Genomic DNA, 22,599 nt, shown 5'->3' with positions numbered 1-22,599 from the left:
ATTATTTGTTTAAATAAATATGTAATAATTAATTAATAAAACAATACTTTTCAATAAAACACAATTCCAGCAAAAGTAACTCCTGATCCATGTTCGTAATCATCCCAATAATTATAACTTAACACATTAGCTTTTTGTGGATTAAGTGACTTCAACATTGCGTAAATTGGAGCAATTCCACAAACTCTATATTTATTTTTACAATTAATCATAAATTCAATAAAACTATTTGCATCACATTTCTCAATTATACTAAGTACACAAGAATCATTTTTTTCAACATTCTGCAAAAAAGAATTTGCTGTATCTAAATCACCGAATCTTAAACCAAAGTGACTTAAATCTGAACTTGCAATGTAACAAACTTTTCTCTTCAATTGCAATGCAGTTTTAGTAAGTGTAAAATATAACTCATTCAATTCTGAATCCAAATTGATATCCTTATTTCCAGATTCCACATATTCATAAAAAGATCCAGCAAGAATTGGTACAATTTTAATTTCTCTATCTTGAAAAATATGTTTCAGCATTACAACCTCAAATTCTATTGAATGTTCTGTTTTATGCGATAACTCATTTTCAGTAATAGAAAATGATAAATTGTTTTTAAACTGATTAATAAATTCTTTATCTGTTTTTACAATACCTAAAGGAGTTTCAAAGTCCTTTTTACAGAACATAAATTTATCATAACTCATTTTATGAGCAGTTCCTAAAATTATAAAAGTTTCAGCATCACTTAGTTTGATTGCATTATAAACTGCACCATAAGAATCTCCACCAACTCGAAAATCAATATGAGGTGCAATTACTCCAATAGGTTTTTGATTTGAATTATATAAATTATTTCCTAAATATCCATCTAATTGTTGTTTTAATTCAACAGGATCTGCATTATAAGAAACACCTGCGAATCTCATTTCTCGTAAATCAGAATTCTCATAATCTTTATCAATTTTATATTTGTAATCAAGAAAGTTTAAACTAAATAAGTATAATGATTTTTCTAATTTATTAATTAAATTTAAAAAATAGACTTTATCAAATATTTTTTGATTATCATCTAAACTCAATAAAATGTCAATAATTGTTAGCCTACCATCTAACATTTGAAGATATTCAATATACTTTTCATTGAAGTTTATTTCTATATTAGAATAATCATTATCATCTATTATAGTATAGAAGTTTGAATTACTTTTGTATATTGATAAATCTTTTCTTAAAGGTGGTATTGGAGAATCGATTGTATATTTCATGAAAAATTATAGAATGAATTAAAAATTTATTAAACTTATAAAAACTTTCATTATCTCTCATAATAAATTATATATTTTTACTTTCAAATTTAACTTTCAAATCTCTTATTATTATGTTTAAAGAATTCAAGATTTTTATCAACCAAGGCAATGTTATGGATTTAGCAGTTGCAGTTCTAATTGGTGGTGCATTTGGTAAAATTATTACAGCTTTAGTTGACAATATTTTATTGCCAATTGTTGGCATTGTTATGGGTGGTAAAAAAGTAGATTCACTGAGTATAATTGTTGGTGAAGCTACTATAAAATATGGTCTATTTCTTCAATCAATTTTTGATTTTTTGATTATTGCATTTGTAATTTTTATGATTGTAAGACAGATGAATAAGATGAAAAAAATTACTGAAATATCTGCTCCAAGTAGTCCAACTCAAGAAGAATTATTAAGTGAAATTCGTGATTTACTTAAAAAATAGTTAAACATAAAAATCAATTTAAAGGGCATTGTAAATTACTTATTTATAATGCCCTATTATTAATATTTTCCTTAAATTCGATTTAAAATTGGTTCTCTTCCCCAAAGTAACTTAGCTCTTAAAACGTCCCAATAAGTAACTTGTGGACTCTTTACTAAATAAACACTTTTTTCGTATTTATTTATTAGAATCTCATCTCCAAATCTTATAGTTCTTTTTTCTTGCCCATCAGCATAAACAGAAATACTTCCAACAGATTTAGAATTTACAACTTTGATTGAAAGCAATGAAGTATCTGAAACAACCAAAGGTCTTGCTGTAAGCATATGTGGGGCAATAGGAGCAATTACAAACACTTTAGAAGAAGGTTCAATTACAGGTCCACCAACCGCAAGTGAGTATGCAGTAGAACCAGTAGGAGTTGCAATAATCAGACCATCTGAATTATAAACACCAATATAATCGCCATTAATATAAGTTTCTATTTGAAGCATTAGAGCTTCTTCCCTTTTATCTATAACTATATCATTTAAAGCAATCAAATTTTCAGTTTCATTTAAGCCTGGGAATCGAGCTGAAAGCAATGTACGCTTTACAGTTTTGTAAGTCCCAGCTAGAAATTCATCTATAGTAATATCTAAGCTTTCGAGTGAAAATTCAGCTAGAAAACCTAATCGACCTAAATTAATTCCTACAATAGGAATATCATATCCAGCAAACAATCTACCAGCAGAAAGCATAGTTCCGTCTCCACCGAAAGTAAATATTACATTAGAATCAACTAAAGATAATTTATCTACAAAAAGTTCAGAATGTAAATTTAATGAACTAAGTACAAACCTTAGATCTTCGCTAATTACAAAATCAATTTTCCTTTTAAAAAGTAAATTAGTGAAATTATTAACTGCTTCTATAATGGTTTCTTTTCCTGGATTTCCAAAAATTGCAATTTTCATAATTAAGCAAAATTATCTGGTATTCCATCAGTAGTTTCATTTTCAATCGATAAATTAGTTGGTGATAATTCCTTGTTCTTTTCAACAACAAAATTTAATCTTAAATCTCTTAAAGTGTCATCAAGATACTTTTGTTCTTCGTCTGAAAGATTTCCTTTGGTTCTTTTTTGAACTGATTCCAACATATCAATCATAAATTGAGAAGCAAGTAAGTCTTTTTCAATTGTATCTGAAACTGGATTTTTTAATTTACCCATTGTCATCATTGCTTGAGATGATAACATCATTATTAATGCGGAGAAGTGCTGTGAATCCATAGAATTTTTTTTAAAATAATTTTATTTATTGTTTATGAAAATTTTAAACTGTTAGATTTTATTATTCAATTATAACTCCTTTCCTTTGATATTGAAATATTTAGTTGAAATTAAAACACCATCAAAATCCCTATACACATACTTGATAATTGCAGCGTAATCAGTTGTTCTTTCAATATTTATTTTATTTTGATTAACAAATTTCAATTCAATTAATCTTCCAAAATTATCATATTTATATTCTTCACCATTTACACCTAATGAATTTTTCATAATAGTAGAATCAATATTATAAAACATTACTCCTTCCACAAATCCACAATCATTATAATTATATTTTTTAACATAAACACCATCAGAATATGGTATATTTTTTTTATCAAAATCCAAAATATACTCCTCAGTTGCATTACCTAAAGTATCTAATTTCATTTTTCTATAAAATGCACTATAAGGAACATTAGATAAAGATTGAAGTAATTGTTCAGTATTTTCACCATGGCACATTTTACCATTATAATTATAAAAAGTTTGAGTGATAATTCCCTTTTGAAGTTTATATATGTTTTCATGAATTTTAACAGAATCTCCTGCAGGAGTTTTTCCATCAGTTCTATACAATTTCCTACTTAATAAATTTCCAGATTTTTCTCTGTAAATAAGTTCTTCTGCATGTACCCATCCTAATCCTATGGGCATTCCTATACTATTGAAATAAGTTCTTAATTCTTTAATACATCCTATTGAGTCAATCAAACTGTACGATATTCTTGTAATCGTCCAATCAACTTTTGTGTCAATGTTACCAAAAGCAAATTTTGTAAATTCAATAATTCTAGACAATGAGTCTCTTTTAACTCCAAATACTTCTGGATATTTTTCTGGATTCTCAGTAGGTAAGCAGAATACATACTTATGAATTGAATTTTTATGAAGGCTTAAATAAAATTCTTTATAATTATTTAAATTGGAAGCTTGGGCAGAAAGAAATACAAATAAAATACCTGTAATTGAAAAAAATATAAATTTCATTCTCATTGAGAATTGAATTTTATTAAATTTTAATATTAAAATATTAATCAATGTTAAAAAAAATTGTTGTTATTCTTTCATAAACCTATATAAGAAACTCTATAACAATTAAACTGTAATTTGCAACAAAATATTTTTAAATACTATCATTAAAGTATTGTTAGAGAACAAATCAATAAATTAATTCCAATTAATAAAATATTGTACAGCTTTCTAATTTAAGCAAGTTAATTTACCTAATAAAAAAGGAGATTCACCAATCAGTTTTAATTTGTTAAACACAACATCAAACGAATTTTCCTCTATAATTATCACTAGTCCTACACCAAGATTTAGTGCACTTCTCATGTCATTCTCTGGAACGTTTCCTTCTCTCTGAATTAAATTAAATATCTCTGGTCTTTCCCATGAATTCCAATCTATAGCAAGTTTCGCCTCTTTTGGAATTACTCTCAAAGTATTCCCTTCAATACCACCACCAGTTATGTGGGAAAAAGCATTTATTCCATCAATATCAATTATAGATTGAATTGTATTAAGATAACTTTTGTGTACTTTTAGTAATGCTTCACCAATTTCTAAATCTTTACCTGGCAACATATCATCTATACTGTATTTTGGGAATAGTACTTTACGAGCTAAAGAGTATCCATTGGTATGTAATCCAGTAGAAGGTAATCCAATTAATAGATTTCCAGCTTTTGAATTAGATCCGGTTTTCATTTTACTATGTTCAACAACACCAACAATCATACCTGCCAAATCAAATTCTCCATCTTGATACATTGAAGGCATTTCAGCAGTTTCCCCACCAATTAATGAACAATTATTTTCAATACAAGCTTTTGAAAATCCTTCAACAACAGATACCATAACATCTGGATTAAGTTTGCCTGTTGCAAAATAGTCCATAAAATATAATGGGACAGCTCCACAAACAGCTATATCATTGACGCAATGATTCACTAAATCTTCTCCAACAGTATTAAATTGATTATTCATGAATGCAACTTTCAATTTTGTACCTACTCCATCCACAGATGAGACTAAAATTGGTCTTTCAAAATCTTTAAGAAATGAGACATCATAAAGCCCACCAAATCCTCCAATGTCAGATACAACTTTTGGAGAGAATGTATTTCGAACAATAGATTTAATACGTTTTACAGCCTCCTCACCCTTTTCAATATCTACTCCAGAATCTTTGTAAGTAACTTCCATTATTAGTAAAAAATTATATTTTTATACTTTACTTTCTATAAAAACTTTTAATTATAACAAATTTACGAAATTAGATTTAAGTTATTTTATTTTTTGGGATAAACTTAGATTTAATTAGAATTCAAATTAATCATACAATGTGTGATAATTATTTGTAACACTTAGTTAAAACTTAATTGAATTTTATTAATTAATACTTGCTTAAATTTACAAGATTAATGAAACAAAAGAATTTTCCAAATATCTCAACATCCGATGGGCGGTTGATATTAACAAACTACTGGTATGATTTATCAGTTGTGCAACGATTATCAGCCATCATTTTTCTTCCTAGATTATGGCTTACTGCTTGCTTTAGGAAGGAGTTAACAATAATTTCTGAAGATACTAGTTACAGTTTCAATCATTCTTTGGGTATGAAACTCGGAACAAGGGTTTTAATGGAAGAGATTATTGGAAAACATTATTTCAATGCTATTCAAGCTTCAGTTTACTTTGGTGCAGTAATAATGTTAGTATTTTTAGCAATGAGATTTGCTGGTGTTATCTCAGAAGAAATTTCATTAATTGGAATTGCAATTGAGGCTATAATGTTGGTTTCTTTAGCAGCTGTAATTTATTATACTAAAGAAGAAGTTGATAATAATTCTAATTTATCTATAGAAGCAATTTCAGGTGAAAATGATTATACTAAAGATTTACTAAGTGAGATTGAACAAATTGGAGGGCAGTATGCATCTCTTACTATTTCACTTGAAAAATCTGTTAACTCACAAACTGAAAATGTAAAAGAGTTAACAAATAAAGTTTCTCAAATATCTGGGTTACAAAGTTTAAATGATCATACAGATCAACTTAAAACTACAAATCAATTGTTAATGCAACTAGTTCTTGCGATAGATGAAATGAATAAAAGAATAGATTTACTAACTGGTAAAGAGCTTGAATTCCATGTAAGGACAGAATTACAAAAAATCATTTCTAAAAAAGATTAAAACTTAAATTTTATAAGGTAATTATAAAATCTAAAAGTTTTTTAATAGAATTTACTTCACATAATTTTATTGATAGAAAATAAAAATAAAATATCGAATCCGAGAAAAAGGGTGTCAGTAGAAATATATTTTGTTTTATATCTTTCTGCTACATTATTGTTATTAAGCACTTCTCCAAAAGAAAAAGCATCTAAAACAAATTCAAAACTTGAATCAGCTTTAACAAGCATGATAAAAGGTGAATTTAGGTTAGGTGTAAAGAAAGCTGCAATGATTTATCCAATATTACCTGGAGTTATTAAGAATATTTCCACAGATAAATTAGATGTTGACAGTACTAATATAATTGAAGCTATTGGGAAAGTTCATGATTTAAAATTTGAAATAATTTCAATCCAAGACAGTTCAACAAGACTGGAAGTAAATCAAGAATCGGCTAGGCTAGAAATGATAAACGAATCTAAAGCTAAGTTCCTTTGGATTCCTAGTAACAAACTTAAAAGTTCAGCAGTTTATTATGCAACCATTAAAGCAACTGCTTTACCAAATATCCCAAACTATATAACTGATAAAGATACTAGAGAATACATTAATTCAATATTAAAGAAAAGAGGACGCTTAAGTGATTCAGTTACATTTACAATAAATGTGATTAATGTAAATGAGAATAATGCTCTGAACATTGCAGAAATGATAAAATCAAATAACTCTTTATCATCAGTATCTAATAAAGTTAATGATTCATTATCTGTGTTTACTCAAAGTCAACTTAATCTAGAAAATTCAAATAGATTAATTGAATCTATTCCCTTTGAACTTAATAATAACTTGAATCTAATTAGATCTGTACCAAATGCAACTTGGAATAATAAAATTCTTGTTACAGGTGCATTAGCAAATAAAGATATTGAATTTTTTATAAAAGGAAATGCTGAAATTTCTTCAAGAACGCAAACATCAATTGTATTAACAGGAATTGCTCCTATTATAGGAGAATCTAAAGTTGAAGTAACAGCAAAAAGGAAAGATGGAAGAATTGCTACTTCATATTTTCAAATAAATACGACTCCTTTAATTCCACCTCAAATACCTAAAACATTAATTGCTGGAGAAACTTACAGGTTTGATTTTACTTCAGATGGTACTCCAAACGATCAAATAAGCTTAGCAGTTTTTGAAAATGAAAAACTTGTACTCAGCAATAATCAAACTAGTGCAATTGTATCTTACACACCTGTTAATCAGGGTAAGTTACTTATTAAAAGGTATATTTCAAATCAGAAATCTGACGAATTTGCGATTGATATTGTAACAGCTCCTAAACCTAATATATCTCAACCCAAACAAATAGCAGATGAAGCTATTGTTACTACAACTTCATTTGGAAAATTTAAAGGCTTGCCAAATAAAGCAAAATTAATTGTTGATTCTGGAAATGCTTTAGATCCTGAAGAAGTTACTGAAAAATATAGATTTGATAATGTAAATCAATCACATATTCAAACATGGAGAATTAAAATTAAAGATAAAAATCAAGATTTCACTTTTCATGCTTATGCTTTAGATCAAAGAGGTAGTTTATCGAAATCAAATCCAGTTAATTTTAAAGGAGATTAACTTAAATAAATTTTTAATTTAAATTTTATCTCTTAAATTATATATCTTTTTTACTTTTATAGATTTAATGAAATCCATTTTTTTTCTGATTTTTATAATACCAATATCGGTTTTTTCCCAATCAGTATATATATCAGAATGGACTATCCAGAATAAAGATTTAAAACTCGAACAAAATATAGCTAAGCAAATTGTTATTAATGCAAATGATTGGTTAACAAAAGAGAATCCAAACGTTCAAACAGCAAGGCTAGAAGATAATGTAAGAATTTCGGTAAAACTTGATTTTGAAATCAATAAATACAAATTATCTTTATTACAAATTACTATTGGAACTATTGTAATAGATTCTGGTTTTAATGAATTTTTAAATAATGATTTAATAGATTCAATTATAAATAGAAATTGTTTTTGGATAAACGAAAAACTTAAAGTAATAAACCCTTCTCTTATTCCAGATTACATCTATATTAATAAAGTTAGTTCAGATGTAACTTCCATTAAACCTCATTCTGAAGCGAAGCTTTTACCAAAATTTATTAGGTCTAATTACTTTCTAGATAGAATTAAGTATTCATTAAGAAGTTATTTTTTTATAACTAATCCAAATAAAGAGAAGCTAAATTTAATAAATTCAAATAAAAATGTTTTAGGAGTTATAAAATGTTCTAATTCAGATAAATTGAAAATTGATAAATCAGTACAGTGGCTTAGATTTGGTGATATTAATTTGTTTAACGTACGAGACATTAGAATTGCTTTGGGAGATAATTTGCTATATCAAATCATTAATTCCGATTCTTTAGAATCAACTAATAATGAATATTTAAATTATGAAAATGAGTTTTCAGAAAATAGTCATTTTGAAATCTCCTTAGATGAACTTAAGTATAAATTTGATAATGAAGTATATGGGAAAATTTCATTTAGTAATAATGAACCAAATTCGATTTTCTGGAACAATGGGAACTTGAATTTAAATTTAGAATATATCAATTACTCATTGGGTTTATTACTTCCATTTTCTGGAGGAAATACTAACTTTGGATTTTACAAAAAAAGAATTTTAGAACCGACTTTTGGTCTGATAGGTGAAGTAAATTACTCAAATTTTAATTGTTTATTTAAATACTCACCTTGGTTATTTGGTTTTAATGATAGTAGTTACGTTAACTCTCAAGATTTGCTTTTATATTATAATTTTAAGTTAAAGAATCATACAAGCTTTAGCATAGGTCTTAACTATAACGTATTTGATCAATTATCAATAAATAATTCAAATTCATCTATTGTTAATACTGAAAGATATTTATCATTATATTCTAATTTTAATTACTCTTTTTATGAAGGTAATTCATCGATTAAAATTGTAATGTCTAATTTAAGTCTAATAGCCAGTTTTGAAACATGGTTAACAAATAATTTTGGTTTTAAATTTAGTGGATTATCAAACAATCTGTTAAGATCAAATAGAACTTATGAGCATCCATTCATTTTTTTCCTAACTCCAAAAGTATCATTTTAATCGTTATTTAAACAAAAATCGATTTACATTTTAAAATAAATTTATGACAGATATATTAGTTATTACTGCTCATCCTGATGATGCTGAATTTTGTATTGCTGGTACTCTTTTAAAAATCTAAGAAACAAGGAAAATGTTTTGCAATTTGCGATTTAACAAAAGGAGAAAGGGGTTCTAGAGGTTCAATGGAACTACGAAATCATGAAACAAATAATGCAAATAGAATTCTTGGTATTACTTCTGATTTGAGATGGAATTTAGGATTGCCTGATGGAAATATAGAAGTTAATAAATTGAATACTTTAAAGGTAGTTAAAGCAATCAGACATTTCAAACCAAAGATAATTTTGTTTCCATGGGAATATGATAGGCACCCAGATCATGAAGCAGTTCATAAATTAGTTAGAAGAGCTTATTTTGATTCAGGTTTAAGACACGAAAAAACAACTTATAATAATGTTGATCAACAACCTCACAGACCTGAAAGAATGTTTTGTTTTTTTCATTCCTATGAAACTATACCTGATTTTGTAATTGATATAAGTGATGAATTTAATGATAAATTAAAAGCTTCAGCAGCATATTCTTCACAAGTTACTTTACCTGGCGTGAAAACTCAAGAAAGAGTAGGAGAACCAGAAACATTCATTTCAAATCCGGATTTTATGGAAGCTTTAATTGCCCGAATGAGGCATTGGGGATGGATGATTGGGGCTAAGTATGGAGAGGGATTTATGAGCTTAAAAAATATACCATTAAAAATTTATGATTTAGAAAATTTAATTTAACTATGATAAAAATAATAAATAGTTTAATTGTAATTTTAATACATGTTATTATTTTGAGCTTAATTGTAAGAAACTTTGTTTTTTCTCAGTTTAAAAATATTATTGTAAATAACGACCCTACTACTAGCGAAGTGCATATTGCATTAAATCCAAACAATGTAAATGAATTAGTTGCTGGAGCAAATATTGATAAAGTGTTCACTTCAAATAATGGAGGCTCAACTTGGAATACTGCAAATATAATATCTAAATATGGTGTATGGGGAGATCCATTTATTTTATCAGTTTACAAAAACAATTTTTATTATTTTCATTTGTCTTATTCAAATAAATCAAACAAAACAACTTGGCTTGATAGAATAATATGTCAAAAAAGTTTTGATAAAGGGCAAACTTGGGAGACTGAAAGTGCAACTGGATATGATGATAAATTTCCTTTAAGAGATCAGGATAAAGAATGGGGATGCATTGATTTATCAAATGGCAAGTATTCTGGGAATATTTATCTTACCTGGACTCAATTTGACGAGTACTCATCTAATAAGCCTAATGATAGCTCAAACATTATGTTTTCTAAATCCACAGATAGTGGAAATTCATGGAGCATATCAAAAAGAATAAATGATAAAAGTGGTAGTTGTTTGGATGGAGATGATGCTACTGAAGGAGCTTCACCAGCAGTAGATTCAGAAGGCAATTTGTATGTTGTATGGGCTTATAATCAAAAATTGTTTTTTGATAAATCAATTGATGGTGGTGAAACTTGGCTTAATAATGATATTGTAATTTCAGATCAGAAAGGAGGATGGGATTATTTAGTTTCAGGTCTACAAAGATGTAATGGTTTACCATCAATCTCAGTTGATAATAGTAACTCTGTTTATAAGGGAACAATTTATGTTAGTTGGACTGATCAAAGGAACGGAGTTGATAATCCAGATGTATGGATTATAAAGTCAGTTGACAAAGGTTTAACTTGGAGCAAACCAATCATCGTTAACAATGATTTAACTAAAAAAGCTCAATTCTTTTCATCAATGACTCTTGATCAATCAAATGGGAAAATTCATATAATTTTTTATGATAGAAGGTCAAGCATAAATGATGCTACTGATGTATATTTAGCAACCTCAACAGATGGAGGTGACAATTTTAATAATATTAAAATTAGTGAATCATCTTTTACACCAGATAAAAGTATATTTTTAGGAGATTATATTGGTGTTACAGCTTACAAAGATATTATATATGGAATTTGGACAAGAATTGAAAACAATAAAACAAGCATATTATCTGTAAGAATTAATCAATCAACAAATGATATTGTTCAATCTGGATCAACAGATTTATTTTTTGAAATTAACTCAAAGAATATTAGGTTTGAACAAAAAGTTAATTCATTAGTATCAATTAATATTTATGATGAACTTGGAAGGATTGTATGTGAGGTTTGCACCAATAAATTTTTCGCAAAAGGTTTTCATGAAATTCAAAATAGAGAAATTGATAAACTAAAGGGTTGTTACTTTGTAAAAGTAAAACTAGGAATAATTAATAAAGTATATAAAATTAATTTAAATAACTTATAAAATAAATAAAGGAATAATGTTCAGATTTTAAATATAATAGTAAAAATCTTTTAATGTAGTGCAGTCTCTTCAAGTTGGTTACCACCTGACCTAAATATTAACCAAGTATCTTTTTGGACTTTTGCTCTAAGATCACGAACTTCATCAGTTGTAGGTTCAAATTTGTCTAAAAATTCTGTTATTATTCTTTTGTTATTTTCAAATTCAGCATTACTAACTCCAACAGTTTCTTTTGCCCATTCTAGGATAGATCTTTTAGATTGTGAACCTTCAAAGCCTGGAATTGGTTTCAACATCAATTCTGGATTAACTTTCATTTGATCTAGAATATCTTTTAAATCCAATAAAATTTTTATTTGCTCTAATGCTTTAGTTGCATTAAATTGATGAGATAATGCATCGCTAGCTTTCTTCCATATTTCTCTTTCTTCAGTAATTCCAATTGTTGTAAAAAGTACGTACAATTTATCTACATCAGATAAAGTAACAGTACTTCTTCCATGCATAAAAGCAATAGCTCTTAATAAATCAAAAGCCTTCATTTGTTTACGTGGAGAAATATAAAAATCACGCCCTGGCATATCATCTGGTCTTGAAGCTAATTGCCTATTCCTTAGTTCTTCATAATATCTAATAACTAGATTAGTATAGTAAGCAATTTCTTGAGGAATTGTTATAGTTACTAAATCACTTTCTCCATTACACATTTTAGAAACTTCATACAAATCTGAATACTCAATTTTTTTTGGTGGAATTGCAACTCTTCCTCCATGAGTTAGGTATTGCCTAGAAATTCTATATTGTGTAAAAGGATCTTTATCGGGAAATATTACTGATTGGTATGCAAATCTATCTAACAAAGCTTCTGTAATATCAGAAATTCGCAAATAATTTGTAGCTGCAATTACAGTATGAATAGCTGCTTTTTGATTTTGAACACCTAACATTAATTGCCTTTCATTTAATAAAGATAATAAAGCACGAAGAGTAAAATCATTAGCATCAAATATTTCATCAATAAATCCGAATTCACTTTCAACCAAACTTCCTTCAGTTCTATGCCAAATTATACCTTCCTTAAGTTTTCCAATATCTAATGCACCAAAATAAGTATCTGGTTGTTGTTCTTTAGAAGCTTGAACCTTGAAATATTTTGCACCATTAATCAAACTAAAAATCTGTTCAGTCATTAATGATTTTGCAACTCCTGTTCTGCTTTGAATAAGAGCATGCTCACCTGTTAGAATAGCACAGAATATTTGTTCTATTACTTCTTCACGATTAATTAACCTTGAATTAACGAACTCAATTGCGTTCTGCAATTCTTGAATTGTACGTTGAAAATCAAATGCCATGTTTGATAATTATTAGTTTTCGTAGAATTTTAATGAGAGAGATTTTACTTGGCAAATATATTAAACCCTATTATTAATAAGCCAAATTATTTTTTAAATTACAAACATTTATTCGATGTATAAATATTTTTAATCCAATTATTTTAACTGAATCTTAATAAACCATATTTGTAATTTCAATTTGAAAGAAATTTTTTAACTTAAAACTTTAGAACCAAAAAAAAAATTAATTTCACTAATGATTTTAATCTAAAAGTTATAACTATATTAATTTATAAATAAAAATTTCCATTAAAAATTATCTTGTTAAAAAAATCAATATACATTATTCTCATTTCAATTGTAGTTATAATTGGCTTATGGTTTTCATTTAAAGGTGTTGAATGGTCTCAAATATTTAAATCTTTGAAAGATGTTAAAATTTGGTTTGTAGTCTTACAAGCATTTAGCATGTTAATTGCACATTTAATAAGAGCTGAAAGATGGAGATTAATGATATCTGAATCCAACCAAATAAAATCAACATTTACTTTTACTTATACAATAATTGGTTATGCAATGAGCAATTTAATCCCTAGATCTGGGGAAGCAATCAGACCATTATTACTTTCTAAGAAAATTAATAGACCTTTTACACAAATTGCTGCTACAGTAATAGTTGAACGACTCTTAGATGGAATTGTACTTTTAGTTTTAATTACCTTTTTAATTTATTCTGCTAAAGATAAACTTTCAGTTTTATTTTATGGCAAAAATGAAATTGAACTTCTACTAATTATCTTAATTCCGTTAATAGTTGTTTTGTTCTTTATTTGGCTTATAATTAAAACTAAAATTGGTGATTTAATAGTTGGGAAAATTTACTTGATTAATATAAAAATTGGAGAATTTGGTAAAAGAATTTTACATGATATAAGATTGGGTTTTAAATTTGATAATGGTACTAAATATGTTAAAATTATTTTTTACTCAATTATAATGTGGATTTTTTATGGTTTGGTTTTTTATTTTGGTTTTTATGCTTTTGATTTTAAAAATATGTATTTTTCAGATATGTTCGTAATGTTAGGAGCAACATTAATTGCTGTAACAATTGCACCAACACCAGGTGGTGCAGGTTTATTCCATTATGCTTGTATTAGCGTACTTACTAAACTATATAATATCGATAATAATATTGCAGTTGCGTTTACCCTGATTACTCATTTTATACCCTATATTTTTATTACTGTTGTTGGTTTGATTTTAATGATTAAAGAAGGAGTTAAATTTAAGTTTAATAGTGAATAATATTTTAATAATCCTAATTAATTTTAATTTGAGATTTATATAATTTAATTCATTCAAGAAATTAATAATAGATATCTTGTTTTTCATTTCTTTAAAATTCAACTTTAGAAATATCAAATTATTTTCAAATAAGTGTTCTATTAATAATTAAAAAGTCCTAAGCAAATTGATATTGCTTAGGAATTAATAATATTTACTTTTAATAACTAAAGAAATTATTTGGGATTATTCTTTCTATCTCTTCTGTCTTCCCTTCTATCTTTTACATCTTCTCTTTTATCTTTTTTGTCTTCCTTTTTATCTTTTAAATCTTCTCTTTTGTCACGTCTATCTTCGCGTCTGTCTCTAATATCTTCTTTGTCTTTTACAGTATCTCGTCTATCTTCTCTTTTATCACGTCTGTCTTCTCTTCTATCCTTGATATCCTCTCTTTTGTCTTTTCTATCTTCTTTTAAATCTTTTTTATCTTCTTTTTTGTCCCTAATGTCTTCACGTTTATCACGCCTATGTTTTTTATGATTCAAAGAATCTGGATTTGCTGCAAGTAAAGTGTTTGTAGTAAAAATTAGAAATGTTAAAAGAAACATTTTTAGAAAGATGTTTTGAAAGTTTGGTTTTGTTTTCATTTTTTTTTAAAATTTAGTTAAAAAGTTATTTATAAAAGGTTAGTATTTGTAAATTTAGTTTGGTTCCAATAAATTTGAAATAAAAAATAATTTTTACTGCTTTTCTATTTAAAGATTAATTTTGCAAGCATTAATAATCGTTTTCAGTTTTATTAATTTCATTGTCCTTTAATATATTTCAACAAACTTATTTGTATTATGAAAATAGCAGTTTTGCTTGGAGGAACTTCACCAGAAAGACATGTCTCTTTAGCTAGTGGAAAAGCTATAGCAATTGCTTTAAAAGATGCTGGTCATGAAGTATTGATTTATGATATTGCTCTTGGTGAAAAAGCATTGGTTGAGCTAGAATCTTTGGGGAAACCAACTGAAAATGCTCCAACAATGGATGAATTGAGCACTTATGATAATAAGAATATCATAATATCATTACAATTAATTCCAAAAGATATTGATATTGCCTTTTTAGCTTTACATGGTGCTTCAGGTGAAGATGGAACAGTTCAAGCAGTTTTAGATCTAATGGGCATTAAATATACAGGTGCAGGAGTTATGAGCTCTAGCGTTGCAATGGATAAAGCAATGAGTAAAAAATTGTTTGAATTTGAAGGTGTTCCTACACCTGAATGGTTTTGCTTAAATTCCGATGATGCAACGATAGAAGAATTGGAAGAGTATGTTAAAGATCATACCGACTATCCTGTTGTTGTTAAACCTAATACAGGTGGATCGACTGTAGGATTAACTATTGTTAAAGATAAAAGTGAATTAATGGATGCATATAATACAGCTGCAATATATTCTAGTAGTATTTTGTTTGAAGAATTTATTGAAGGTAGAGAACTTACAGTTCCAATTTTAGGTGGAGAAGCATTACCAGTTATTGAAATAAAACCAATATCTGGAATGTATGATTATGCAAGTAAGTACACTGCTGGTAAAACCGAATATATTACACCTGCTGATTTACCATTAGATGTAACTGAAGAAGTTCAAGCTCTTGCTCTTTTGGCACATGATGCTTTAGCATGCGGAAGTTATAGCCGAGTTGACTTCAGGCTAGATTCAGAGAATAATCTCTTTTGTTTAGAAGTTAATACTCTTCCAGGAATGACCTCCACAAGTTTAGTTCCTAAGTCAGCTTCTGTTATTGGATTGAGTTTTGCACAATTATGTGAAAAAATTATAGAACTTTCTTTGCAATAATAAAATCTACTATTTAACTATTAAACATATTCCTAAATTGATATGTCTTGAATTTTATTCTTTTAATGTTTGTTATCAATTTTTTATAATTCAAATAATTATATTATAATTTATTAAATGAAAACTATATTTACTATAGGTGTTATAGCCTTAATTACTGGATGTTCTTCGGCAAATGGATCTTCTAAAATTACTTTAATAGATTCTTTAAAAACTATATCTATTCCATCAAATACTGAAGTCACTCAACCAGATAGCAATCTTGTTGAAATTAAGAAAGTTTACCCTAAGTTTACAGGAGAAAAAGTTGTTGTTGCAATTTTTCCATTCAAAAATTTATCTGGTGAAGTTAAATACGACAGTTTAATGTTTTCTTTTTCAGATTCTTTAGAACAGTTTTTTAATAAAAATTTTCCACTAGAAAGTCATTCATACAAGATTATTCCAATGCAAGATGTAAAAGATCAAATTGCTGCATTGAATATCGATTTAAAAGGTATTACATATGAAACCAAAACTTGGGAAGTTGCTAAGTTATTAGGCGCTGAAAAAATTATTTGGGGTACATATTATGTTAAATATGAAAAAGCTCAAATTGAAGCAAAAGTAGTTGATGTAAAAACTAAAATGCCAAATAATATTAATTTTGCAGAGAAGATTAGAGTTTTATATGTTGAGGGTTTATCTAAAGTTGCTTTAGTTGGTGAAAGGTTATTTCCTGCAATGGTTAAGTAATATTAGATTAATTCTTACTTATAAGTTTTGATTGTTATTCTTAATCTTTATTCCATTCAATTCTCTTTTTCCATTAATAAATTACAATTATTAAATATTGTGTTAATAAGAAATGTTTTTTCCCAAGAGATAATTATAAATGCATTTACATTCAATCAATATAAGGATTTATGTAAAATTTTATTTGATTCTGGGAAATCAACTTCAGTTGACTTAGAATACAATACAACTGAAATACTTGATTATGTTAAAATAAATTTACAAAGAATGAATAGGGTAGAAAAAACTTTTAAAATGAATCCAACACTTCAAGAAAAGTTAAGTTTACTCAACAAAAAACAATTATGGATAGTTCTTGCTGAATCATGGTGTGGTGATGTTGCTCAAAATATTCCAGCTATAAACATGATTGCAAATTCAACTACTAACATTGAATTAAAAATTTTGTTAAGAGATGAAAATGAAGTTATAATGAATAAATACTTAACAAATGGTAGTAAATCTATCCCAAAATTGATATCTTTAAATCCAATTACATTTAAAGAAAATTGGAATTGGGGACCGAGACCAAAGCCTGCTCAGGAATTAGTAGTTTCAATGAAATCTAAAGGAGAGGATTTTCATATTGGTGTTCATAAATGGTATGCTGATGATAAATCAAACACAATTCAAGATGAAATTTTAAAGTTAATTTCTAACAATTAATATAGATAATTTTTCTTCTTTTTTTACTTTTAATTCTCCTTTCCGATTATATATATTAATACTAAAAAGTAGTATTGTCAGTTCATATACCTTTTTTTCTAATGCGAAAACTTATACATTTCTGTAAATCGAATAAATTTTTACTATTAAATTTTATAGCAATTCTAATTAGTATTTTTTTAAATTTAAATAAATTAGTATCTCAAACAAATGAAAAAAAATATCCTAGTTTACTTTGGGAGATTACTGGTAACAGTTTAAACAAACCCTCATATTTATTCGGTACAATGCATGTAAGTAGTAAATTAGTTTTTCATTTAGGTGATGAGTTTTATAATGCAATTAAGAGTTCTGATGTTGTAGCATTAGAACTTAACCCAATGCAATGGCAAAATAATTTAGTAATTTTAGATAGCATTCAAAATAATTTCTATAAATATTACAATGATGTAAATCAAAAATATTTCAATATTTCTGTATTAAAATTCCCTTCCTATGAAAATTACATATCATATGCTTTAAAGAGTGAACCTTTTCTAATTAATGGATTACTTTTTCGTAAAACGAAATCTAATGAGGACTTTGAAGAGGATACATATTTAGATTTGTACATTTATCAAACTGGGAAAAGACTTGGTAAAGTATGCACAGGGTTGGAAAACTTTATGGAGTCACAACGGATTGTAGGTGAAGCAAACTTTGATATGTATTATGATAAGTTAAAGAAGAAAGATAAATCAAATAATTCTTATCAATCTGAAGAGAAAATTAATGAAGCATATAGAAATGGAGATTTGGATATGCTAGATTCAATAAACACAAAGCTAATAGTTTCTAAAAAATTTAATGATAAATTTTTATTAAAAAGAAACGAAATTCAGGCTTTTTCTATTGATTCAATTATTAAATCAAATAAATCAATTTTTGCTGGTGTTGGGGCTGCTCACTTACCTGGTACTCAGGGAGTTATTGAAATTTTAAGGCAAAAGGGTTATATTTTGAAACCAATTAAAATGGAAGATAAAGTTTCTTCTCAAAAAGATAAACTTGATAAAATTCAAACCCCCTTTACTACAAAGAAATATGAATCTAAAAATGGAGATTATACTATAAATATACCAGAAGAATTATATTCAAATTCTAATGATTTCAGTTATTTAAACAGTAAACAAGTAGCAAATATGTCAAATAGTGTCTACTATTGTGTTACTAAAATTCCAACATATTCGTGCTTTACTGGTGAGAATGCTAATGTTATTTTATCAAAAATTGATAGTATGCTTTATGAAAATATACCAGGCAAAATAATCTCTAAAAAATCAATAGAAATTAATAATTATAAGGGGTTATTGATAACTAACAAAACAAGAAATGGCGATTATCATATATATATAATAGTTGTTAATACTTTCGATATCCTAATTTTCAGGATAAATGGTGTTGGTGATTACCTATTAAAAAGTCGTGATGCAGATAATTTCATTAAATCAATAAATTTAAATGTTCCAAAAGTTAATCCTACTTTGATAAAAGATGAAAAATTGAATTTTTCAATATTGTTTCCTGGAGAACCTTCTAAAAATGTAATAACTGGAAATGTTTACAATTCAGATATTATCGAATATAAATTTCTATCTAAATTAAATGATGATTGTTATTTGTTTCAAAGGCATAATTATTTAAGTAATAATTTTCTTGAGTCAGATTCATTTGAACTAAACTTATTTAATGAAAGTTTTCTAACAAATGATTTTGTTTCATACCCAATAGAAAAGAAATACTTTTTTTACAAATCTAATCCAGCTATTGATTTAACTTATAAAACAAAAGATAGTTCCAAATTATTTCTTAGAGTAATTAGAAATAAAACCAATTATTTTGTGATGATTGTAAAGTCTAAATCTATATATTTCAATCCAAATGATTTTTTTAATACTTTAAATTTTATTGAAAATTCAACTCCAGAACCAATTCTTTATACAGATCAAAATGGGTTCTTTAGTGTTAATACTCCCTTTTATCCAAAGTTTGATTCTGTTATGATGCCTATAATGTATAAGAATAATAGAATTTTTAGTAACCCAGTAATTTCTGAAACTGAAGGAGCATTACCTGAGAATTTAATAAATGATTTTTTAGGGATTAATCAAACTTACCAATTTGTAAATAAAGATAATGATGAATCAGTTAAAGTTTACTTTTATCAATATCAAAAATACGAGTCCACTCCAGATTCAATTAAAATGTGGAATAATTATCTTGATATCTTTAAAAAGAATAAAGGTTTTGTTCTTTCAATTTATAAAAAATCATATTTAAATGGATGGAACATTAATGAATTTATTCTAAGTGATACAGGAACTAACAAAATTTGCAGGTATAAAACTTATATGCAGTTAAATAGATTTTATTCAATAAGCACAATTACAGATTCAATTAATTATTGTTCTAAATGGGTAAATGAATTTTATAATACATTTTCACCTTTCAATCCAGTTGGAAATCAACTTACAAAAAACAAATTTTACGTATTTGTAAAGGATCTAAACAATACAAATCAAGATATTCGGGACGCATGTAGGAATACTTTTCTGAAAGTTGATTGTGTTGGTTTTAATAAAGAGTTAAAAAAAATTATCACAAACTTGTCAAAGAATGAGAAGAATTATTTTTCATTCAAAAGAGATTTAATCTATAAACTCGGGAGGACAAATGATTCAACTAAAAGAAAAGAAATAGTTGATGATATCGTTGAAATTTATAGAAATTCAAGTGATACAGTTACATTTCAAAATGAAGCTTTGCTTGCACTTTATGAACAACATACATTTGAATCTATAACCGCCTTGAAAGAACTTTTAATTCTTGATCCACCTGATTTAAATACTGATTATGAAGGATATAATTTGTTCTCAAATTTTTTTGATTCTTTAAAACTATCTGTAAATTTATTCCCAGAAATTTTACAATTAACTAACATAGGTGCTTACAAACCAGAAGTGAATTTATTACTAGCAACTTTAATAGATAGCAATTTAATAAATCCAAAAATTTATGAAAATTACATTTCAAATATTTTATTCGATGCAAAATTTGAATTGAAAAAACTTCAAAAAAATAACGAAATAATTTTAGAAAAAGAACATATTAGAGAGAATAAACAGAAATTAAATTTAAATTCAAAAGATGTTGTAATTGATGAAGAGTTGAAAGATGAAAATGACAACGAATATAATGAATTGAATACTTTAAATTATAAAAAATATTTTCTTCAATCTCCAATTAATCAATATTCAGTTTTACTTGCCCCATTCTATAATACCAATGTTGGAGTTCAGAAATATTTTAAAAAATTAATTTCATCAAAAGATACTACTAACATTATTTACACTTTGTCTATTTTGATTAAGAATAATGTTTTCATGTATAATAATGTTATCGATTCATTAGTAAACAGTAACAGATATTGTGGTACTTTATTTAAAATATTTAATGAAAATAAAATATTAAAATTCTTTCCTTTTAATAAAACATCAAAAGAACAAATTTCTTCTTCAATACTTAAAAAACAACTTTATAATGGATGGGATTCGAATGATTCGTTATTATTTATAGGTAAAAGAAACATAACTTTAAACAATTCTTATGGTGATGTATTCTTTTTTATTCTTAAACAAAAAAAGGTAGATAAATGTAGAATTGGTTATGTTGGTTTGTATAATAATGATTCTTTAAATGTAAATGAATTCAAATCTGATACTTTGTTTTCATACTTAAGCATAGTTGAATTGGGTATTGATAAAATTAAGGATATTAATAAATTAGTTGATAATGAGTATAGAAAAATGCTAATATTAAATAAAGAAAGTGGTCGATTATTTTATCAATCTGATTATGAAGAAAAGTATTAATTATTTTTAATAAGTTGTATATTTTTTATTAAGAAATTCATTTGATTGATTTATCTTTTTCATTTATTAATGAGTTATTTATTTGTTATTAATAAAACATCAAATAGAAGTTGTAGTATTGAAGAAATAAATATACTACTTGATTTGATAAATAATAAAAGCGATTGTAATTTCAAGTTTACTGAATTTACTAACCACGCTAAAGAAATTACTATCAATGCAATTATTGAAGGTTATCAAAATATTATTGCATGTGGTGGTGATGGAACTGTTCATGAAGTTATTAACGGAATAATGAATTTTGAAAAATCTTTAAGACCAAATTTTGGATGTATTCCAATTGGATCTGGCAATGATTTTGCTTATGGATTGAATTTAGATTTTGATTTGAAAAATGCATTTTATAACATTTTTAATGGTGGTATTAAAGCTATAGATGTAGGTGAAGTAATCTCAGAAATCAAAACAGAATTTTTTAATAATACTGTTGGAATTGGTTTTGATGCTAATGTAACTATTCAATCACGAAAAATTAAAAAATTAAGAGGTGTTTTTATCTACTTATTAGCAGTTTTACAAACTCTAAAGAAAAATTTTAACTTTTATAATAGTAAGATATTTATAGATAATGAGTTAACAATTGATACATCTTTTTTTATGTTGACTTTGGGAAATGGTCCTAGGGAAGGGGGTGGTTTTATTACAACTCCAAATTCAATGTTGGATGATGGTGTTTTTGAATATATGCTAGTTCCAAAGTTAAAAAAGATAAATGTTTTAAAGTTGTTACCAAAAGTTATGAAAGGAAATCATGTTAGTTCTGGGATGGCACAATTTGGCAAATTCAAACAAATGAGAATTGTTTCAAATTCTTGCTTACCAGTTCATTTAGACGGGGAAATATTTTCAACATTATCGGATTTTGTTATGGATCTTAAAATTGAAATAAAGGTTGCATCCATCAATATATTGTACTAAATAGAATTTAATAATTTT

General features: G+C 26.4%; 19 protein-coding genes. 12 read left to right on the top strand and 7 right to left on the bottom strand.

Going from position 1 to position 22,599, the window contains the following annotated elements; translation table 11 throughout:
- Positions 1 to 50: 50 nt before the first annotated feature.
- Positions 51 to 1,259 (bottom strand): AmmeMemoRadiSam system protein B, encoded by a 1,209-nt coding sequence (gene amrB, locus IPP08_04045; GenBank protein QQS67346.1) that lies wholly within the window; start codon positions 1,257 to 1,259, stop codon positions 51 to 53.
- A gap of 113 nt (positions 1,260 to 1,372) precedes the next feature.
- Here amrB and mscL point away from each other — a divergent pair, with 113 nt between their 5' ends.
- Positions 1,373 to 1,735, top strand: coding sequence for a large conductance mechanosensitive channel protein MscL (gene mscL / locus IPP08_04040; protein ID QQS67345.1), 363 nt, complete (start codon positions 1,373 to 1,375; stop codon positions 1,733 to 1,735).
- A 71-nt stretch (positions 1,736 to 1,806) separates the two neighbouring features.
- On the opposite strand, the gene IPP08_04035 is transcribed toward mscL, so the two are convergent.
- The 4 genes from IPP08_04035 to IPP08_04020 all read right to left on the bottom strand — a co-directional run bounded on the left by IPP08_04035 (position 1,807) and on the right by IPP08_04020 (position 5,261).
- Positions 1,807 to 2,691, bottom strand: a complete 885-nt coding sequence (locus IPP08_04035; protein ID QQS67344.1) for an NAD(+)/NADH kinase — start codon at positions 2,689 to 2,691, stop codon at positions 1,807 to 1,809.
- Positions 2,692 to 2,693: 2 nt separating this feature from the next.
- The gene (locus tag IPP08_04030; protein QQS67343.1) at positions 2,694 to 3,008 is read right to left on the bottom strand and encodes a DUF1844 domain-containing protein; all 315 of its coding nucleotides are present in this window, start codon (positions 3,006 to 3,008) and stop codon (positions 2,694 to 2,696) included.
- A gap of 69 nt (positions 3,009 to 3,077) precedes the next feature.
- Positions 3,078 to 4,040 (bottom strand): hypothetical protein, encoded by a 963-nt coding sequence (locus IPP08_04025; GenBank protein QQS67342.1) that lies wholly within the window; start codon positions 4,038 to 4,040, stop codon positions 3,078 to 3,080.
- 213 nt (positions 4,041 to 4,253) lie between these two features.
- Complete coding sequence (locus IPP08_04020; GenBank protein QQS67341.1) at positions 4,254 to 5,261, bottom strand: phosphoribosylformylglycinamidine cyclo-ligase; 1,008 nt, start codon at positions 5,259 to 5,261, stop codon at positions 4,254 to 4,256.
- Between the two features lie 218 nt (positions 5,262 to 5,479).
- On the opposite strand from IPP08_04020, the gene IPP08_04015 reads away from it, so the two are divergent.
- The 5 genes from IPP08_04015 (at position 5,480) to IPP08_03995 (ending at position 11,775) form a co-directional block, all read left to right on the top strand.
- Positions 5,480 to 6,256 carry a hypothetical protein gene (locus IPP08_04015; protein ID QQS67340.1) on the top strand — a complete coding sequence of 259 codons (777 nt, stop codon included), beginning with the start codon at positions 5,480 to 5,482 and terminating at the stop codon, positions 6,254 to 6,256.
- A gap of 69 nt (positions 6,257 to 6,325) precedes the next feature.
- Positions 6,326 to 7,873, top strand: coding sequence for a hypothetical protein (locus IPP08_04010; protein ID QQS67339.1), 1,548 nt, complete (start codon positions 6,326 to 6,328; stop codon positions 7,871 to 7,873).
- A 67-nt stretch (positions 7,874 to 7,940) separates the two neighbouring features.
- Positions 7,941 to 9,398 (top strand): hypothetical protein, encoded by a 1,458-nt coding sequence (locus IPP08_04005; protein ID QQS67338.1) that lies wholly within the window; start codon positions 7,941 to 7,943, stop codon positions 9,396 to 9,398.
- A gap of 143 nt (positions 9,399 to 9,541) precedes the next feature.
- Positions 9,542 to 10,186, top strand: coding sequence for a bacillithiol biosynthesis deacetylase BshB1 (bshB1, locus tag IPP08_04000; protein ID QQS67831.1), 645 nt, complete (start codon positions 9,542 to 9,544; stop codon positions 10,184 to 10,186).
- Between the two features lie 2 nt (positions 10,187 to 10,188).
- Positions 10,189 to 11,775: an exo-alpha-sialidase gene (locus tag IPP08_03995; GenBank protein QQS67337.1), complete on the top strand. Its 1,587-nt coding sequence runs from the start codon at positions 10,189 to 10,191 to the stop codon at positions 11,773 to 11,775.
- Positions 11,776 to 11,825: 50 nt separating this feature from the next.
- Here the strand turns inward: IPP08_03995 and IPP08_03990 are convergent, their stop codons facing one another.
- Positions 11,826 to 13,130 (bottom strand): AAA family ATPase, encoded by a 1,305-nt coding sequence (locus IPP08_03990; GenBank protein QQS67336.1) that lies wholly within the window; start codon positions 13,128 to 13,130, stop codon positions 11,826 to 11,828.
- Positions 13,131 to 13,433: 303 nt separating this feature from the next.
- Between IPP08_03990 and IPP08_03985 the strand changes: the two genes are divergently transcribed.
- The gene (locus IPP08_03985) at positions 13,434 to 14,420 is read left to right on the top strand and encodes a flippase-like domain-containing protein (protein QQS67335.1); all 987 of its coding nucleotides are present in this window, start codon (positions 13,434 to 13,436) and stop codon (positions 14,418 to 14,420) included.
- A gap of 215 nt (positions 14,421 to 14,635) precedes the next feature.
- On the opposite strand, the gene IPP08_03980 is transcribed toward IPP08_03985, so the two are convergent.
- On the bottom strand, positions 14,636 to 15,046 hold the full coding sequence (locus tag IPP08_03980) for a hypothetical protein (protein QQS67334.1): 411 nt from the start codon (positions 15,044 to 15,046) through the stop codon (positions 14,636 to 14,638).
- 198 nt (positions 15,047 to 15,244) lie between these two features.
- Here IPP08_03980 and IPP08_03975 point away from each other — a divergent pair, with 198 nt between their 5' ends.
- From IPP08_03975 to IPP08_03955, 5 genes are all read left to right on the top strand, one after another.
- Complete coding sequence (locus tag IPP08_03975; GenBank protein ID QQS67333.1) at positions 15,245 to 16,252, top strand: D-alanine--D-alanine ligase; 1,008 nt, start codon at positions 15,245 to 15,247, stop codon at positions 16,250 to 16,252.
- A gap of 117 nt (positions 16,253 to 16,369) precedes the next feature.
- Positions 16,370 to 16,987 carry a hypothetical protein gene (locus IPP08_03970; protein ID QQS67332.1) on the top strand — a complete coding sequence of 206 codons (618 nt, stop codon included), beginning with the start codon at positions 16,370 to 16,372 and terminating at the stop codon, positions 16,985 to 16,987.
- Positions 16,988 to 17,086: 99 nt separating this feature from the next.
- Positions 17,087 to 17,692: a thioredoxin family protein gene (locus tag IPP08_03965; protein ID QQS67331.1), complete on the top strand. Its 606-nt coding sequence runs from the start codon at positions 17,087 to 17,089 to the stop codon at positions 17,690 to 17,692.
- A gap of 101 nt (positions 17,693 to 17,793) precedes the next feature.
- Entirely contained in the window at positions 17,794 to 21,603 is a 3,810-nt protein-coding gene (locus IPP08_03960) for a TraB/GumN family protein (GenBank protein QQS67330.1), read from the top strand.
- A 69-nt stretch (positions 21,604 to 21,672) separates the two neighbouring features.
- Entirely contained in the window at positions 21,673 to 22,581 is a 909-nt protein-coding gene (locus tag IPP08_03955) for a YegS/Rv2252/BmrU family lipid kinase (protein ID QQS67329.1), read from the top strand.
- The last annotated feature ends 18 nt before the right edge of the window (positions 22,582 to 22,599 follow it).

This window comes from Chlorobiota bacterium (genome assembly GCA_016700335.1).
In the GTDB taxonomy this organism is placed as follows: domain Bacteria; phylum Bacteroidota; class Ignavibacteria; order OLB7; family OLB7.
This window is presented reverse-complemented; position numbering and strand designations above follow the sequence as displayed.

Coding starts and splice junctions, on each gene's coding strand:
- amrB (QQS67346.1), bottom strand. CDS start 1,259: ATGAAATATACAATCGATTCTCCAATACCACCTTTAAGAAAAGATTTA.
- mscL (QQS67345.1), top strand. CDS start 1,373: ATGTTTAAAGAATTCAAGATTTTTATCAACCAAGGCAATGTTATGGAT.
- IPP08_04035 (QQS67344.1), bottom strand. CDS start 2,691: ATGAAAATTGCAATTTTTGGAAATCCAGGAAAAGAAACCATTATAGAA.
- IPP08_04030 (QQS67343.1), bottom strand. CDS start 3,008: ATGGATTCACAGCACTTCTCCGCATTAATAATGATGTTATCATCTCAA.
- IPP08_04025 (QQS67342.1), bottom strand. CDS start 4,040: ATGAAATTTATATTTTTTTCAATTACAGGTATTTTATTTGTATTTCTT.
- IPP08_04020 (QQS67341.1), bottom strand. CDS start 5,261: ATGGAAGTTACTTACAAAGATTCTGGAGTAGATATTGAAAAGGGTGAG.
- IPP08_04015 (QQS67340.1), top strand. CDS start 5,480: ATGAAACAAAAGAATTTTCCAAATATCTCAACATCCGATGGGCGGTTG.
- IPP08_04005 (QQS67338.1), top strand. CDS start 7,941: ATGAAATCCATTTTTTTTCTGATTTTTATAATACCAATATCGGTTTTT.
- IPP08_03995 (QQS67337.1), top strand. CDS start 10,189: ATGATAAAAATAATAAATAGTTTAATTGTAATTTTAATACATGTTATT.
- IPP08_03990 (QQS67336.1), bottom strand. CDS start 13,130: ATGGCATTTGATTTTCAACGTACAATTCAAGAATTGCAGAACGCAATT.
- IPP08_03980 (QQS67334.1), bottom strand. CDS start 15,046: ATGAAAACAAAACCAAACTTTCAAAACATCTTTCTAAAAATGTTTCTT.
- IPP08_03975 (QQS67333.1), top strand. CDS start 15,245: ATGAAAATAGCAGTTTTGCTTGGAGGAACTTCACCAGAAAGACATGTC.
- IPP08_03970 (QQS67332.1), top strand. CDS start 16,370: ATGAAAACTATATTTACTATAGGTGTTATAGCCTTAATTACTGGATGT.
- IPP08_03960 (QQS67330.1), top strand. CDS start 17,794: ATGCGAAAACTTATACATTTCTGTAAATCGAATAAATTTTTACTATTA.
- IPP08_03955 (QQS67329.1), top strand. CDS start 21,673: ATGAGTTATTTATTTGTTATTAATAAAACATCAAATAGAAGTTGTAGT.